This is a genomic window from Chryseobacterium sp. Leaf201, assembly GCF_001421435.1.
Lineage (GTDB): Bacteria > Bacteroidota > Bacteroidia > Flavobacteriales > Weeksellaceae > Chryseobacterium.
Map to the genome: position 1 here is coordinate 23,042 of NZ_LMKA01000112.1, position 16,974 is coordinate 40,015.

General features: G+C 40.5%; 8 protein-coding genes. All 8 read right to left on the reverse strand.

Annotation, left to right across the window (positions count from 1 at the left end; genetic code table 11):
• Positions 1–14: 14 nt before the first annotated feature.
• Positions 15–713, reverse strand: a complete 699-nt coding sequence (locus ASE55_RS16705) for an L-ribulose-5-phosphate 4-epimerase (protein ID WP_056222288.1) — start codon at positions 711–713, stop codon at positions 15–17.
• Between the two features lie 391 nt (positions 714–1,104).
• Complete coding sequence (locus ASE55_RS16710; RefSeq protein WP_056222291.1) at positions 1,105–2,802, reverse strand: ribulokinase; 1,698 nt, start codon at positions 2,800–2,802, stop codon at positions 1,105–1,107.
• Between the two features lie 229 nt (positions 2,803–3,031).
• Positions 3,032–5,005 carry an alpha-L-arabinofuranosidase C-terminal domain-containing protein gene (locus ASE55_RS16715; RefSeq protein ID WP_056222294.1) on the reverse strand — a complete coding sequence of 658 codons (1,974 nt, stop codon included), beginning with the start codon at positions 5,003–5,005 and terminating at the stop codon, positions 3,032–3,034.
• 157 nt (positions 5,006–5,162) lie between these two features.
• Complete coding sequence (locus tag ASE55_RS16720; protein ID WP_056222297.1) at positions 5,163–7,790, reverse strand: glycoside hydrolase family 3 C-terminal domain-containing protein; 2,628 nt, start codon at positions 7,788–7,790, stop codon at positions 5,163–5,165.
• A gap of 198 nt (positions 7,791–7,988) precedes the next feature.
• Positions 7,989–10,730, reverse strand: coding sequence for a T9SS type A sorting domain-containing protein (locus ASE55_RS16725; protein WP_056222299.1), 2,742 nt, complete (start codon positions 10,728–10,730; stop codon positions 7,989–7,991).
• A 147-nt stretch (positions 10,731–10,877) separates the two neighbouring features.
• Positions 10,878–13,406: a glycosyl hydrolase 115 family protein gene (locus ASE55_RS16730; RefSeq protein WP_056222302.1), complete on the reverse strand. Its 2,529-nt coding sequence runs from the start codon at positions 13,404–13,406 to the stop codon at positions 10,878–10,880.
• Between the two features lie 230 nt (positions 13,407–13,636).
• Positions 13,637–15,580 (reverse strand): glycoside hydrolase family 97 protein, encoded by a 1,944-nt coding sequence (locus tag ASE55_RS16735; protein ID WP_056222305.1) that lies wholly within the window; start codon positions 15,578–15,580, stop codon positions 13,637–13,639.
• Between the two features lie 6 nt (positions 15,581–15,586).
• Positions 15,587–16,960: a glycoside hydrolase family 43 protein gene (locus tag ASE55_RS16740; protein ID WP_056222308.1), complete on the reverse strand. Its 1,374-nt coding sequence runs from the start codon at positions 16,958–16,960 to the stop codon at positions 15,587–15,589.
• Positions 16,961–16,974: the final 14 nt, after the last annotated feature.

Consider the following 16,974-nt stretch of genomic DNA (forward strand, 5'->3'; position numbering starts at 1 on the left):
TTATCAGAAGCTATTTACTGTCCGTAATAGGAATTTTTGCCATGTTTACGTTCGTAATGTTTTTTGATGAGTGAATCTTTCAGGCGCGGTGCGTACGGGTTGATTTGTCTTGTACGATAAGCCATTTCGGCAATGGTTTCCAGAACTTTGCTGTTGTAAACGGCTTTATCCGCGTTTTTACCCCAGGTGAACGGTCCGTGGTTTCCGATAAGCACCATTTCCACTTCTTCGTAAGACAGTTCTTTTTCTTTGAAGCAATCCAGAATCTGAATTCCGGTATTGTATTCGTAATTTCCTTTAATTAAATCATCACGCATCGGCGGTGCACACGGAATATCTGTCGTTAGATGATCTGCATGTGTGGTTCCGAAAATCGGAATATCCATCTGAGCCTGAGCCCAGGCTACCGAATAAATGGCATGCGTATGAGAAATCCCGCCAATATTTTCCCAATTTTTGTAAAGGTAAGCGTGGGTTTTGGTGTCTGACGACGGTCTTAATTTTCCTTCGATAACATTCGCATCGTAATCTAAAATCACGATGTCTTCCGGTTTTAGAATCTCATAAGGCACACCGCTTGGTTTGATGGCAAAAATCCCTTTATCACGGTCGACGGCACTCACGTTTCCGAATGTATAAACGACCAGCTTCAAGGCATCCAGCTGCATATTGGCTTCGTAACATTCTCTTTGAAGTTCTTTATAGATGCTCATTTTATTTTTTATTAAATGATTAAAGATTAAATGATTTAAAAATTACAGGTGCTGCTTCGGGTTAAAGCCCGTTCCTATTGGTTTTCGTAAGCCTTGTCAAGGTTTTGAACCTTGACAAGGCTTTAACGGTGAATTGCACGCAGCCCGACCTGAGTGGAGCTCTTTTTGTGTAGCAAAGCGGAACAAAAAAGCGGGAACGGAGGGCGGATAAAGCTGCCATAAAAAATTTAGTTGTTTGTTTTTAGTTTTTGGTTTATAGACGTTTGTTAGTTTTAATTATATTTAATTAACAGGTCGCCTCTATGAGGCTTGATGTGTATCGTCTAAATCGTTTGCTATTAACAGGGCGCTCCTACGGAGCTGGCAAAAGCAGATTGTAATTTCCTATCAACTACAAACTGTCAACTTTCAACTTCTTTTTTGACTTGATATTATTTTCCGTGAAGTCTGCGAGAATCTGGTATTGGTTCATTAATTCGGCATATTTTTCCACGTGTTCTGTCTGCGGGAAATATTCCGCTTCGAAGTCGGAACCCATTTTTTGGCCTGCTTCCTGAATGTTCGGGTAAATGCCTGCCGAAACCGCTGCATAAATTGCTGCTCCCAAAGCCGGAGCCTGGTCAGATGCAGCTACAACGATCGGCATATTCAGGACGTTGGCCAACGTCTGCATAATAAATGGGGATTTTCTGGCCACACCTCCAATTCCGATGACTTTATTGATTTTTACACCTTCGTCTTCGAAACGGTCAACAATCTTTTTGGAACCGAAACAAATGGCGTTGACCAATGCTTTGAAAATATGCGGCGCTTTTGTACCGAGCGAAAGATTGCTGATCGCCGCTTTCAGTTCCTGATTGGCATCCGGCGTTCTTCGTCCGTTGATCCAGTCCAGGGCAATTGGAACGGCTTCGGAAAGAGGAATTTTTTCTGCTTCCAGCGTAAGATTGCGAATGAGATTGTTTTCTATTTCTTCTTTTAACAATTGCTTTTGGTTGTCATCAATCACGTTGGAACTCATCAGAATATTGTGAACAGGCCAGGTCAGAATATCTTTGTACCACGCCAATGCATCACCAAATGCAGACTGCCCGGCTTCAAGACCTATTAAGCCCGGAATAACGGAACCGTTTACCTGCCCGCAGATTCCTCTGACGGTTTTATCGCCGATAATATCGTTGGGTGCCACCATAATATCGCAGGTGGAAGTTCCCATAATCCGGATCAGAATATTTTCTTCCACTTTTGCACCGACCGCTCCCGAATGGGCATCGAAAGTTCCTACGGCAATAACTGTGTTGGTAGTCAATCCAAGTTTTGTTGCCCATTCCTGGTTTAAGTTTCCTGCAACCTGATCTGAAGTATATGTTTTGTCGTACAACCTGTCACGAAGTTCAGCCAAAGACGGATCTAACAAACTGAGAAACTCTTTTGACGGCAGTCCATCCCATGATTCGTGCCACATGGCTTTGTGCCCCGCTGCACAACGACTTCTTTTGAATGTCGTTAAATCCTGATTATCGGAAAGTAAAAAAGTAATATAATCGCAGTGTTCCATCCAGCTGTAAGCCGAGTTTCTCACTTTCTCATCTTGCCTGTTGATGTGCAGAATTTTTGCCCAAAACCATTCGGAGGAATAGATTCCGCCTTCAAATCTGGTATAGTCTTCACCACTCCAATTTCTCGCCAAATGGTTGATTTCTTCTGCTTCATCAATCGACGTATGGTCTTTCCATAAAACCATCATTGCATTTGGATTTTGTTCGAAACCGGGCGTTAAGGCCAACGCAACTCCTTCTTTATTTACCGGAAGCGGTGATGAGCCGGTGGTATCGATGCAGATGCTGACGATATGTTCCGGTGCTACTCCACTTTCTTTCACAACGGTGGAAATGGTTTTTTCTAAACCTTCGATGTGGTCTAACGGATGCTGGCGAAACTGATTTTCTTCCGGCTGGCAGAATTTCCCCTGCTTCCAACGTTGGTAATAGCTGACGGATGTTGCAAGTTCGGCTCCGTTTTCTGTATCAATCAGGACTGCGCGCACGGAATCTGTACCATAATCCAACCCGATAACATATTTCTTCATTTTATAATGAATTTAGTTTAATAATATTTTGATAGACCCATCGACAATCTCAGGATGATATTTCTGCTAAATGCTTAAGCTTAGATTTAATTTGATGACTAAAAAGAATCATTTTTAATTAAACTTTAACAAATCTGTTTTTGAGATAAAACAAATATAACATTCTATTCTAAATAAATGTACAAAATACACTTAATTTTATTTTTCTCTTTATTTACAAAGCTTTAGACTATTTAATCTTTAAAATAATCAAAGAATTAGCAGGAATTTCCACTGAAAATTTCCCTTTTTTAATGACAGAATCCTCTTCAACTGGCTGTATACTTTCTGTTTTAAAATTATTTTCGGCAGAAAGTACAGGAGCTGTTAGGATCATTTTTGTTAGTTTTTGCCCCAGTTTTACATTTTTAGGATTAATTTCTATTGACTTTTTCTGAGAATCTGTGTTGACAATTTTGATAATGACTTCATTATTTTGACTGTCCTTTACTGCAGTTGCATACAATTTTTCCTGCCCGCTGACTACATTTTTATTGTGGTAAATCCTCAGTAAATCCGTTCCTTTATTATTTGAAAATAATTTCTGAACATAATAATTGGGTGTTGCGTAGGACTGCAGGTTATTGAACCAGATCAAGTCCGGCGTCCATTGCCAACCATCGGCGTGAGCAAATAACGGCGCATAAGAAGTCATCGTCACGACATCCGCATTTCTTTCCAGTCCGGTCATAAAAGCGGCTTCCGAAAGTGCCGATTCCCAATTGTTTTTATTGTCCGGACTTACTGTTTTTACTGACTGAACGGCATATTCTCCGGCAAAAACTTTAGGCCCGTTTCTGTCATATTTATCATATCTCGCAGCATTTTCCTGAAACCATTTTGCCGAGTTGTAGTAATGTTCATCCACGATCTGTGCGTTGAGTTTTTGCAGCTCTTTCCAGCCGTAATCGAAAAATTCTCCGTCAGGCGACGGTCCGCTTCCTGAAATGATTTTAATCTCCGGATATTTGGAGTGAATGGCTTTTTCAAAAATTTTGTACCGTTCGATATAATCTTCGCCCCACTGTTCGTTTCCAACACCGATGTATTTCATATTAAACGGTTTGGGATGTCCCATTTCTTCACGGATTTTGCCCCATTTGGTATTGATATCCCCGTTGGCAAATTCAATTAAATCCAAAGCATCCTGAACGAAAGGATTTAATTCTTCTAAGTGAACCAGTTCGCCTGTGTTGAACTGACACGCGATTCCGCAGCTCAGAATCGGCAATGGCTCAGCTCCCAAATCTTCCGAAAGCTGGAAATATTCATAAAAACCGAGTCCAAAAGACTGCCAGTAATCCGACGTAAGACGGTGGGCAAACCCGTTGTTCCATTTGTTGATGAGATTTTCACGGTCTTCGACTTTTCCTATAGTTTTTTTCCATTGATAACGCTCTGCCAAAGTTCTTCCTTCGACGATGCAACCACCCGGGAAACGTAAAAATCCCGGTTGTAAATCGTATAATTTCTGAACCAAATCTTTTCTTAAACCGCCTTTTCTGCCTTTCCAGGTATCTTGCGGGAAGAGTGAAATCATATCCATATTCACCACACCTTTTCCGGTAAAAGTCATTTGAAGTTTTGCTTTTTCAACCGTATCTGAGGGTGAAAAAACTGCGGTATATTTTTGCCAACCTTTTCCTTTAATCAATATCGGAACTGTAGAAATTATGTTTTCATTTTCGTCTACCAAGCTTGCATTCACAGCAGAAATATTTCCTGATACATTTTCCAAGTCGAAACTGAAATCATACTTTGCACCTTGATGAAGCCCGATTCCTCTGAAACCTTCGTTCTCCAAAATATAATTTTTGTCATTGTAAACGGTGATTCTTGCGTAATTTTTATTGGTTTTAGAATGCTCAGAATAAATGGTCAAAAAACCGGAATCTAAATTTGGAGAAAGCGTTTTCGTATTAGCCTGTTTCCAGCCCGTTAAGGGTTCATTAAATTCAAAGCTTCGGTTTTTGATAAGCTCGGCGTAAATTCCGCCATCAGCTGCAAAATTGATGTCTTCAAAGAAAATCCCGTACATCGTTGGCTGGATTTTGATGTTGGTAGGACTTCCATCCAGATCTAAAGTAAATTTTGTCGTTTGTGCAGATGAAAATGCAACACAACTTGTGAGAAGAACTGTGAAAATTTTATTCTTAATTTTCATTATAATTTATTTTCGGGATTAATTCAACCAGACACTTTGACTACGTTCAGTGTGACATCTCTGATAGTGGACTTTTGAATTGAATGGTATTATTCTGTTTTATTGATAAACCTTATAGGTTTTAAAAACATATAAGGTTTCCTACATTGAGAATAGCTTATTTGACTTTCAACTGAATACTTTTTAAATCTGAGTTTTTTGAAGTTCCACCGTAAAAAATGGTATAATCACCAGGTTTTGAAATTAAATCATCCGCTTTTTCGTCATAAAATTTGAATGATTCTCCGGAAATGTTTAACTGGATGTGTTTTGTTTCTTTTGCTTTAATTAAAACTTTTTCAAAAGCCCGCAACGTTTTTACGGGTGCTAAAGGATCGTTATTCCTTTTCACATACACCTGCACCACTTCTTCACCGTCTCTTGCTGAAGTATTGGTGACCGGAATGGTTACCGTGATATTCTCATCAGGATTGATGCTGCTTTTACTTAATTCAGCATTACCAAAAGTGAATTTTGAGTAGCTCAAACCGTGGCCAAATGCATATAACGGATCTTCGGTCATATAGCGGTAGGTTCTTCCTTTCATATCATAATTCTCAAAACTCTGATGCTTGCTTGTGGTCGAAAGTGCATTATCCAACTGCTCAAGATTCCTGTAAAAAGTAATGGGTAATTTTCCCGAAGGATTATAATCTCCCGCCAGAACATCGGCAACGGCAGTTCCACTGGATTGTCCGCCGTACCAGGCATTCAGCAAAGCATCATAATTTTTTTCATCCTGCTGTAAACCAAGCGCACTTCCCGTGCACAGTACAAAAACAACTGGTTTTCCTGTTTTTCTTAATTCTGCCAGCAATTCACGCTGAACTTTCGGAAGCTCTATGGATGTTTTATCGCCCCCTTTAAAACCTTCAGCACTGACCTGCATTTCTTCTCCTTCAAGACTTGGGGAAAGTCCGCCTACAAAAACAATTACGTCCGCATTTTTCACCTTTTCTTTTACTGAATTGAAATTCACCGGATCTTTTCGGTATACTTCAAAGCCAATGCTTACGTATTTTCCTTTCTGGCTGTGTCGAAGTTCTACCAAATATTCTTTTCCTTTCTCCATTTTCACCGGAAATTCCGAAGGATGTCTGGCGTCGGGACCTTTTCTTGTGGCGATTTCTTTTCCATCGATCAAAAGCGTGTAAATATCTGATGTTGAAGCAGAAAATATAACCTCACCGGAATAACTGCTTTTAAAAACACCTGATATTCTTGCCGAAGTATTTTCCCGGGCAACTCCCGGTGCAAGCTGGGTTCCACCAAAACTATTGTAGGTAATTCCTGTTTTATTAACGGAAGTATTAACCGGTTTTTCTTTGAATTCGTTATTATTAAAAAACTCAACCTTCATTCCTTTTTCACCGTTTTCCTGACTTACAAAATTCTGATAAAGAGATCTTCTGGATGATGGATCTGCCACTTCGCTTCCTTTTTCGTAAATAATTTCAGCATTTGGAAATTTGGTTTTAATTCCTTCTAAAATCGTCACGGTTGAAGAAGGTGTTCCGTTGTAATTTCCCAACTGCATAATTCCGTCATCGGCATTGGGACCAACAACCGCTATTTTTTTAATATTTTTATGTAAAGGCAGAACATTTTTTTCATTTTTCATCAGGACAATAGACTTTTGCGCCATTTTTAATGCCTGCTCTTTGTGTTCTTTAGAATCTACCGTAGAATAAGGAATATTGTTCCAGTAAACGGAAGATTTAGGATCAAGCATACCCAGTTCAAACCAACCTTTCAGAATTCTTCGCATTGAAATGTCGAGGTCTTTTTCGGTGATTAATCCGCTTGCCAAAGATTTATTAAGATTGTTGTACGTATCACCGCATTCCAGATCTGTTGAATGTTTTAACGCATCTGCCGCGGTTGTTTTTTCATCGGGATGGGTTCCGTGGTATTTTTCCTGGTAGAAATCTGCCAGAGCCCAGCAATCTGAAACGACCATTCCGTCATATTTCCATTTACCACGAAGAATTTCATTAAGCAACGTATTGTTTGCACAGCAAGGCTGACCTTCAAAAGCATTGTAAGCGCACATCACTTCTCTCACATTGCCTTCTAACACCAATGCTTTGAAAGCCGGAAGATAAGTTTCATACAAATCTCTTCTGGAAATTTCAGCGTTGTAGGAATGCCGGTTCCATTCAGGACCGCTGTGAACGGCAAAATGCTTGGCACAGGCATGGGTCTTAAAATATTTAGGATCATTTCCCTGCAGGCCTTTTACCGCAGCAACACCCAAAACAGAAGTAAGATACGGATCTTCACCATAGGTTTCCTGACCTCTTCCCCATCTCGGATCTCTGAAAATATTGATGTTTGGAGTCCAGAATGTAAGACCTTCGTAACGTCCGGTTTTACCGGCTTCATCAAAAGATTTATTATATTTTGCCCGGGCTTCGTCTGAGATCATTTCAAAAGTTTTGAGATGTTCCGGAACGTCCCAGGTTGCCGCCAATCCGATTGCCTGAGGGAAAACGGTAGCCGTTCCTGCTCTTGCCACACCGTGAAGCGCTTCATTCCACCATCCGTAAGCCGGAATTTCCAGTCGGGGCACTGCTTTGGAATTATCCATCATCATTCCGATTTTTTCATCAACGGTTAATAATCCCAATAAGTTTTCAATCCTCTTTTCAACCGGAAGATTAGGATCTCGAAACGGATATTTATAATTCTGAGCAAAACTGAAAGCGCAGACTACAACTGATATGGTTATTAAAATTTTGTTCATATGATTGATTTTAAAGCCGTTTTCAATTAGATTATCTTAAAAATTATTACTGAATATTTCTTTATTATGTGATAAAGACAAATATAACATTCTATTTTTAATAAATGTATATATTACACTTAATTATAAACAATATAGAAAAAAGTCACCGGAATGAACCGGTAACTTTAAGTAATTGTACTCTTGAAACGATCCGGATTATTGTTTTATAAATTTACCTGTGATGTTTTTTCCTGAGCCTGATATTTCAATAAAATAAACTCCCGTAGGCAGTGCTGAGATATCAATCCTGTTTTTACCGTTGGTTAATTTTAATTTATAAGAAACGGTACTTCCTTTTGCATCAATGATAGAATACACTGCATCAGACGATTTCCAATCAACAAAAATTTCATTTTTAGCCGGATTTGGATATAAGATGATTTCATTATTTTTCGCCGTTACGTCATTAACGCCAAGTGTGGCAAAGCTCAACGGAAGAACACTATTCGTATAGGTATTATTTTCAGTAAGGTATCCCTGGAATGAGTTAATGGTTGGCTCACTGCCGGCTGTTACTTTATAAAATCCTGTAACTCCGTTTTCTGTTTTCAGTACATATCCGCCTGCAGCCACTTTTACAGCCTGATAAACTCCGTTGATCTGATCGACCGTAATAGCTTTTGGGGTAGATACAGCCCCTGATCCCGTGAAGGTTTTACTTCCTGTAGCATTGATTAACACAGGAATATTGGCAGGAATTACGCCATTGGAAATCGGTGTACAAATTACGCTTCCGGAACCCGGCTGCATCATGTATGCCGTAACTCCCGAAGGAATGGCTGACTGGAAAGGTAAAAGAACGATCCCGTATCCATTAAAAGTTCTTGTGTACGTGGCAGAACTTGCGTTGAAATTAAACGGCACCTGAAAATCTTTACCCAGATCTGAAAGCGTAAGGTTCTGACAAGAATTTCCTGAAACTACATTGACATTACTGTTGCTGACACTTCCGTTAACATAAAAAATACTGTTACGATTGGCCGAAGCACTGTTCCAGGTATCTGCCGGTGTGTTTCCTGTAACATCCCTGAAATCTACAGATGTGTAATATTCATTTTCCAGGGCATCCATAAGATTACTGTCGGTAAGCGAGTAAGCCGCTGCAAATTTTGAAGCCCTTTCATTGCCTACATTGAAATAAACATCACCCAGCATAAGGGTAAGAATGGAGCTGAAATTTCCACTTCTGAGACCAATAATACCTTTGCATCCGTAAGGCAGAACGGATCTGGATATATCAAAAACAAGATTAAAACTTCCTGATCCCGGTGTTGGGAACGCTACACTTCCGTAATTGTGATTTCGCAGTGTTCCATTGCTGTCTACGTAATACAATGTGGTATTGGAAGAAGTCGGCAGGTTGCTTGTTGTATAATTTAATACATTAAAAATTAACCTGTTGTAACGGTCATCCAGATTTAAATATCCATTACTGGCATTTGTGTTTGAGCTTATCAATGGAGTGGAATTGTAGAATGTAACCGTTTTTCCGCTCAGCTGGTAATTAGTACCAAATGCTGAATTGGTCGGAACCTGGGATTCAATCTTATTATAATGAATATCACCGCCCGTCATTAATGATGCCGGCCTGTCTCCGCTTTTATTAAAAACAAAAGTCATTACACTGGAAGGGCTCACCTGAACTGTGGGGCGGAAACTCGCCGTACTGAAAGAGAAAGGTGATGAAGCCATATTCACAGATTGCGAAGTGGTGGTCTTTACTCCTGAAGTCGTAAAGAAGGGCAGGTCAACTTTAAGATCATACGTGTTGGAGGAAGAATTGATAACAACAAGGGTAATCTGGTTACCGTCCAGCGAAATATAAGAAGATCCTTCCAATGTTCCGACTGAGGTTTCCCATTTCGCATCAATCCTGTTTTTACCTGTGGTATTTTTAGCATATTGGGATAAAATATACCCTCTTTTGGTCATGTCTCCGGCAATGGTTCCATATGTTCCGTCTCCCATCAGTCCGTAATATCTTTTTGAGGCATAATGAATCCATGCATTTACATTTCCAAGCAGTGCATTATTAACACTTTTTGCGAAAGTAAACCCGTCCGTATTCCATATAAAATCTCTCGGGGCCTGGCTGGTTGAAGAATTCCAGTTGATGAGATATTCCGTCTGCCATATTTCTTTGTTGTAATTCTGAAACTGCTTGTAAACAGACTGCATAGAACCGTACTGATGACCTCCGTACACCTCGAAGTTTGCCATTACCGCGGGATCTAAGAATGCATTGGCATAATTATCTGTAAAACCTACACTTTCGGGCGCAATGACCTTACAGTTGATCAGCTGACCGTAGTTTTTTACAAAATTCGCAATCTGTGCCGGTGTCCAGATACAGCCCTGGTACTGTGCCATTTCATCAGGTTCATTCTGTATGGATATGTAATCCAATGTTACCCCGTTATCCTGCATATAGGTGACAAAACTGTTGAGATACAGGGCATAATCCTGATATTTTTCCGGCTTAAGATAACCGATCTGCTGTATACCGTTGGCGTCGGTATATACTGCGTTCACGTGGTTATTGGTTTTCCATTCTGCGGGCATGGTCCACGGACTGGCGAATATGGTAAGTCCCATAGATTTTGCCAGTTGGGCTGTCGCAAGGGCCGTGCTCCAGTTGCTGCTCTGATCCGGAATGTAAAGGCGCATGATATTATATCCTCCGTCACTGCCTGCACCCCAGAGCTTCTGGATTTCTGTGGTCGTCATGTGGTTGTACCCGAACTGCGGGCTGCAGACAAAGCCGCCGAAACCCGTTATTTTCTGATAAGCAATCGTCTTATCGATTTTTACTTTTGCCTGCACGTTCTGTGCTTTCAGCTGTACTGACATTGTAATACCTGTAATCATTACAAGCATAAACCTGAAGATTTTGTCCATAATAGTAAATAGTTTAATTGTGATAAATAAGTTTAATGTATCTGTTAAATTATGCTTGCGATACCCAAAATATTCCAGCTTCTTTTTCTGAAAATTATCCCTTCATTAAACTTAGCATCATCAATTTTCAACAATTACCCTCTTTATTTATTTTCCTGAATAATCACTTTGAGGCGCTCCCAGATAACTTGGTTTGAGGCCTCCGGTATCAATCAATATTTTTTCTAAAACAATTCCCGGTTCCAGCACCCTGAATCTCAACGTATGTTTACCGGGTTGTGAAATCTGATGTCTTGTTACTGATTTAATGATGTGTTCCGACTGCCATTTCCCCAGTTCTCCGCGGTAATGTCCGTTGAAATTGACGGTTTGTGGCGATTGTCCGTCGAAAGAAATCTCGTAGCGAAGTCCTTTGTTGTGATTATAATTTAAAGTCGGTGCCAGCAAAAGCTGAACTTCAAATTCGCCTTTAGATTCAAAATTAATATCATATTCCAGATAGATATTTTCGTCAGATTTTGGATAGGCATTCTGTGGAAATGTGGTAATACCGGATTTAGTTTTTCCAAAGTCAGGAATCGTTTCCCAATGAATTTTGTCTGAATTATTCATTCTGGCAAAATTTCCCGCTTCGATAGAAACATAACCGTCTTTTTCCTGAAAGATTTTGTTTTTTAAAGCATTATCATCGTAAACATAGGTCACTTCGGGCATTATGTTTTCTTTAGTGTCATTCCAGTTGGTGTAGCCGATACGCATCTGATCCATCATATGTGCCCATTTTCCGCCTGCAATTTCATGGTTATATTTATGGTCGAGATACGCATTCCGTTTAAAACATTCTTTCACTTTATCGGCATAATAATTGGCCTGGATGTCATATTTTGCTGCCAGTTCTTTATTTTTAGCTACAGCATAATACATTTCGTACAAATTGCTGCATGCATCAATCGGGTAAAGAACCAGCTGATAATAGGCATCCTGATATTCTGCCGGAATCTGGTCTTTTAAACGTAACGCATCTACTGCCAACGCTCTGTAATCATTCAAAACGGTTTCAAATTCATTATAATTTTCGAGACTGAATGTTTTGCTATCTAGCGTTTCCGGCGTTACTCTGCGGTTGTATTTGGCATACAGGTTAATCATTCCGGCAATTTCCTTGGAATACTTTTCGCCAAATTGCTGTGCCGACCATTTTTCAGTGTATTCCAAAAGGTTTTTTGAGTTAAACTGTTTCGGATTCCAGGCCATTTCAAGGAAAAAACTGATCGGGAATTCCATCGGTTTTAAATCTCCTACATTAACCACCCAAACTTTATCAACTTTATGCTCATAAGAAAGATTCATCTGTTCCCAAACCCTTTGAATCGGACTGATATTGATCCATTTGGAATTTCTCGGCCCGCCCACATAATCAAAATGATAATACATTCCGTACCCGCCTTTATGCAAGGGTTTTGAAAGATCCGGAAGCTTTCTCACATTGCCCCAATTGTCGTCACAAAACAATAGAATTACATCATCCGGAACTCTCATTCCTTTGTCATAATAATCCTGGACTTCTTTGTATAATGCCCAGACCTGAGGTGTTCTTCCCGCTCTTTTTCCGGTTACGTCAGCAATGATTTTACGCTGGTCTTTTACGATATTTTCGAGTAAAGAAATGTTGGTTCCCTCTCCCATCGCTTCATCGCCGTCACCACGCATGCCGACCGTAACCAGCTTTTCCCAGTTTTTACTTCTTACCATTCCGGCTTTCCAGAATTCCTGCAATACTTTTGCATTTTTAGAATAATCCCAGACGTTCGGAAGACTGTTTCTTTTGATATACCGGTGCCAGTCGGTCTGCGCCTGCGCCATCGGCTCGTGGTGAGAAGTCCCCATCACGATTCCCATTTCGTTGGCCAAAGGTCCGCTTAAAGCATCATCGTCATAAAATGCTTTTCCCCACATGGCAGGCCAGAGATAGTTGCCTTTCAGACGGAGGATCAGTTCGAAAACCTTTTCATAAAATTTAGAATTAATTCCGCCAAAAGTTGTTCTGGCCCAACTTCCAAGTGAAGGTTCTTCGTCATTGAGGAAAATCCCGCGGTATTCTACGGCAGGTTCTCCATCAGTATAAATTCCTTTCTTGAAATATAAATTTTCTTTCTTTTCAACCGGAACATCTGCCCAGTAATTCCAGGGCGAAACGCCAATCTGCTGCGAAACTTCATAAATTCCGTAAATGGTTCCTCTTTTGTCACTTCCCGCAATCACAATGGCTTCCGAAACTCCGGGAAACGGATTGCTGATATTCCGGATAATGTATTTCTCGTTTTTTCCTGCTAAAGATTTCCCGTCAATCTTTTTCTGTTTTATTAAATCATCAATCACCGATTTTGTTCCGACCGTTCCGATGATGAGTAAAGGAGAATTCATTCCTGAAATCTGATTCAAAATTGTTGGTTGCTCACCTATGACTTTCTGGAAATCGGACTGCAGGTTTTTGACAGCTCTTAATATTCCTGCGTCGATATTACTGTTTGTAAATATTGAAATGCTGACTGATTTATCTTTCAGAAGAATGGCATCATAGCTTTTTTTCGTTGTGATAAATGGTTCGGTTGCCTGTACATTTAAACAAGCACCAAACAGCAGTACAAAGAGAAATAGTAATGGTAATCTGTTCATAATCTTTATATTTTATCTGATTGAAACCTTAGGTTTTGAAAACCTATAAGGTTTATTTGATTATTGTTTTCCACAGGTTGCATCTGTGGCTATTGATATTGAATCCTTCGGATTCTCCTGTTGCGTCGAATCTCCCGCAGCCCGACCTGAGTGGAGCTCTTTTTGTGGAGCAAAGCGGAACAAAAAAGCGGGAACGGAGGGCGGATTAAGCTGCCCAAATCATTCCTGTGTTAGTTTTTCAAAACAAACCCTCCGTTTGGCTGAATTTCTACTTTGAATTCTCCTTCTGTATTGACTTTAACTTCTTTTTCCGATGAGTTTCCCTGAGCATCGTCATTGATGAGTTTCACCGTTTTTCCGGCAAACATTGGGAGATTAATCTTCAATTTTTTCACCGTTTTTTCTGCATTCACTCCTGCCACGTACCATTTATTCTGATGTCTTCTCGCAATGACCGAATACTTTCCTGGGTAGCCGTCGATGAAAACCGTTTCGTCCCAGAGCGTGGGAACTTCTTTCATAAAATCAAGCTGGAATTTTGGAACATCGGTCAGGTTATTGGGCATTACCGCAAACATCTGAATGGGGTTCTGAAAAAGAACGGCTGTTGCCAGCTGGAAACCGTCTGTGGTGTGTCTTTTATTCTTTTCCGTATTGGATTTCGTAAGGTATTTATTAAAGAAAGTTCCGCCAAATTCCATACTTCCGACTGTATTTCTGATAAACGGATGCAAAGTGGCAAAAAACGCTTCCTGTTTGCGGACATCTTCTGAAAAATACAGCATTTCTGAGGCTAAAACGGCTTCACTGCCTGCGTAATTCGGATACATCACTTCCCAGCCCCGAGGCAAAGTGGCGCCGTGGAAAATAATGGTTAACCCAAAATCGTTGGCATCAGATAAAATATCTTCGTACAGACGCATGGTTTCCTGCTTGTCGCCGCCAAAGAAATCGACTTTCAGGCCTTTTACGCCGGCTTCTTTGAGCCATTTCATTTCTTTTTTGCGTTCTACAGAAGTACTCATCTTGTTTCTTGGTCCCATCGGAGCGTCATTGGCGGAACCGTTGGAATTGTACCAAAGCAAAACTCCTACATTTTTGGATTTTGCATACTGAATGAGCTCTTTCATCCTTTCTTTACCGATATTCTTATCCCAAAGCGCATCGATTAAAATGAATTCATAATTAAGTTTTGATGCTAAATCGATAAATTTGGTCTGGTCATCATAGTTCATGCTGTTATCCTGCCACAAAATCCAGCTCCAGGTGGAACGTCCGAACTGATAGTTCTGTGAAGGCTCGTAAAGCGGCTCTACCACATCAAACGGAATAGTAGTTTCCACAATAGGTTTCAGAGAATCGCCGATGGTGATGGTTCGCCACGGAGTTGTTCCCGGAAGAGAAATCGCTGCGCCCGAACTTCCGAAACCGTTGTTTTCTGCCATATTTGGATACGCCACTTTGTAAAGGTTTTTTTCTGACGTGGTTTCCAGATGAGAAGCACAGTACAAGCTGTTTACGCCAGTTTCCGAAAGTAAAACCCATCCATCGTTTCCGATATGGAAAAGTCCGGGGAAAACGTAACCATAATCAGCTTTCGTTCCCAATTCTGCATCGGCTTTATAACCGCTTTCGTAGCTTGGTGCTGTTCGGGCAAAACCGGTCATCGGCTTCATCATTGGTGAGAGGAAAGTCGTGGTTTGAGACGGAAATCTGTACCCTGTCATTTCTGACTGTACTACAACGCTCAAGCGGTCTTTCATTGGTTCAATACTGTAGCGAAAAGCAATATTGTTATCACTTACCTGAAACTCAATCCCGATATTGAACTGATCTGCATTCATGAAATTGACAGTCAACGTATTCGCTTTATACTCAACTTCTGATTTTTTTATTTTTTCGTTGCTGTACTTTTTGGAAATAAAGTCCTTTTTACTGTTGATGAATTTTAAATTCTCAGAAAAATCCGATTCATTAGTGATCAGTCCCAACGGAGATTTGTCAAGCATTGTTTTTTCCTGAAAGCTTACAGAATACATTGCTTTTCCTCCTTCTGAAAATACATTTAGCTTCAGCTTACCGTCCGGACTGGAAATTTCGGCGGCCTGTGCTTTCACTTCCGATAAAAAACAGAAGCTTATGAATAACAGAAATATGAGTATTACTTTTTTCATTTTAAATTATTTTGAAAACATCCAATAATCGAAGAACATGATATCTTTTTCCGCTTTTCCGTTGAATACGAAATACAGATTGTGAAGGCCCGTAATTTTGTTGGATACGTTAACTGTAACTGTTTCAAAACGGTCATCGCCACCGGTCAGGGGAACTTTTACAGTTTCTATAATTGGACCGTCCGGATTATCTAAACGAACATCCATGGTGACACCGCTGTTGTGGGTGGTTCCTACTCTTGCAGAAAAATATTTTGTCCCGCCTTTTCCGAAATCGACATTTTTCACACTTGAGTAAGCACCGTTTTTCTTTGCTTTGATGAAAACGCCCGCCGTTTTATTCTGATACGATTTTACATTTTCCGACCAGGCAATCATTTCCGCCTGATTGAAAGCGTAAGGATTAACAGTTTCAATGGCTTTCGTAATGCCGTTGGTCATTTTAAAAGGTGAAATGGAGCCGTCTTTATTGAAATTAATCTCCTGAACACTTACGGATCTGGTGAACCCGCTTCCTCCCGGCAATGCGCCGTTGTGATAGAAGAAATACGTTTTCCCCCTAAAATCAATAACGCCGGGGTGATTGGTAAAAGATTTTCCTTCCGCAGGCATTATGATTCCGCCGTACTTCCACGGACCCTGCGCACTTTTGCTGGTGGAATAACCGATAAATTCAGGAAGCGGACCGCCCGGCCAAAACAGATAATAGAGATCTTTCCGTTTGTAAAGCCACGGACCTTCTTCGTATTTTGTCGGTCTTTCAGGGTTTTCTTTTCCGTCTCTTTTGCCGAAAGCTTCTTCAGTCATCGGAACTTCAACAATATCGCCGGAATAGGAAATCATATTTTCATTCAGCTTTACATATTTAAGCTTCGGATTTCCCCAGTACAGATGCGCCTGACCATCATCATCAATAAACACTGTTGGGTCGATATCTCCCCATTCGCTCTGAACCAAAGGCTTCCCCAGCGGATCGTGGAATGGCCCGAACGGACTGTCAGCAACTCCAACTCCAATGGCGCCTTTGTTATTGGTTTTAGAAATCATCGGCACGTACATAAAAAATTTGCCGTTTCTTTCTACACATTGTGCCGCCCACGCATCTCGCTTTGCCCAGTCGAAATCTTTGTAGGAAAGAATTACGCCGTGGTCTGTCCAGTTGACCATATCATTGGTGGAAAATACCTTCCAGTCGTTCATCGTAAACCAGGTGGAATCGTCCTCGTCGTGTGTTGTATAAACATATAAACGACCGTTGTAAACCATCGGGGCAGGATCTGCGGTGTAGGAAGTCTGAATGATGGGATTCTGGGCAGAGAACGACAATCCCGTTAAAAGTAATCCGATATTCAGGGTGTATTGTAAAACCTTTTCCTTCATGACTTTGATTTTAG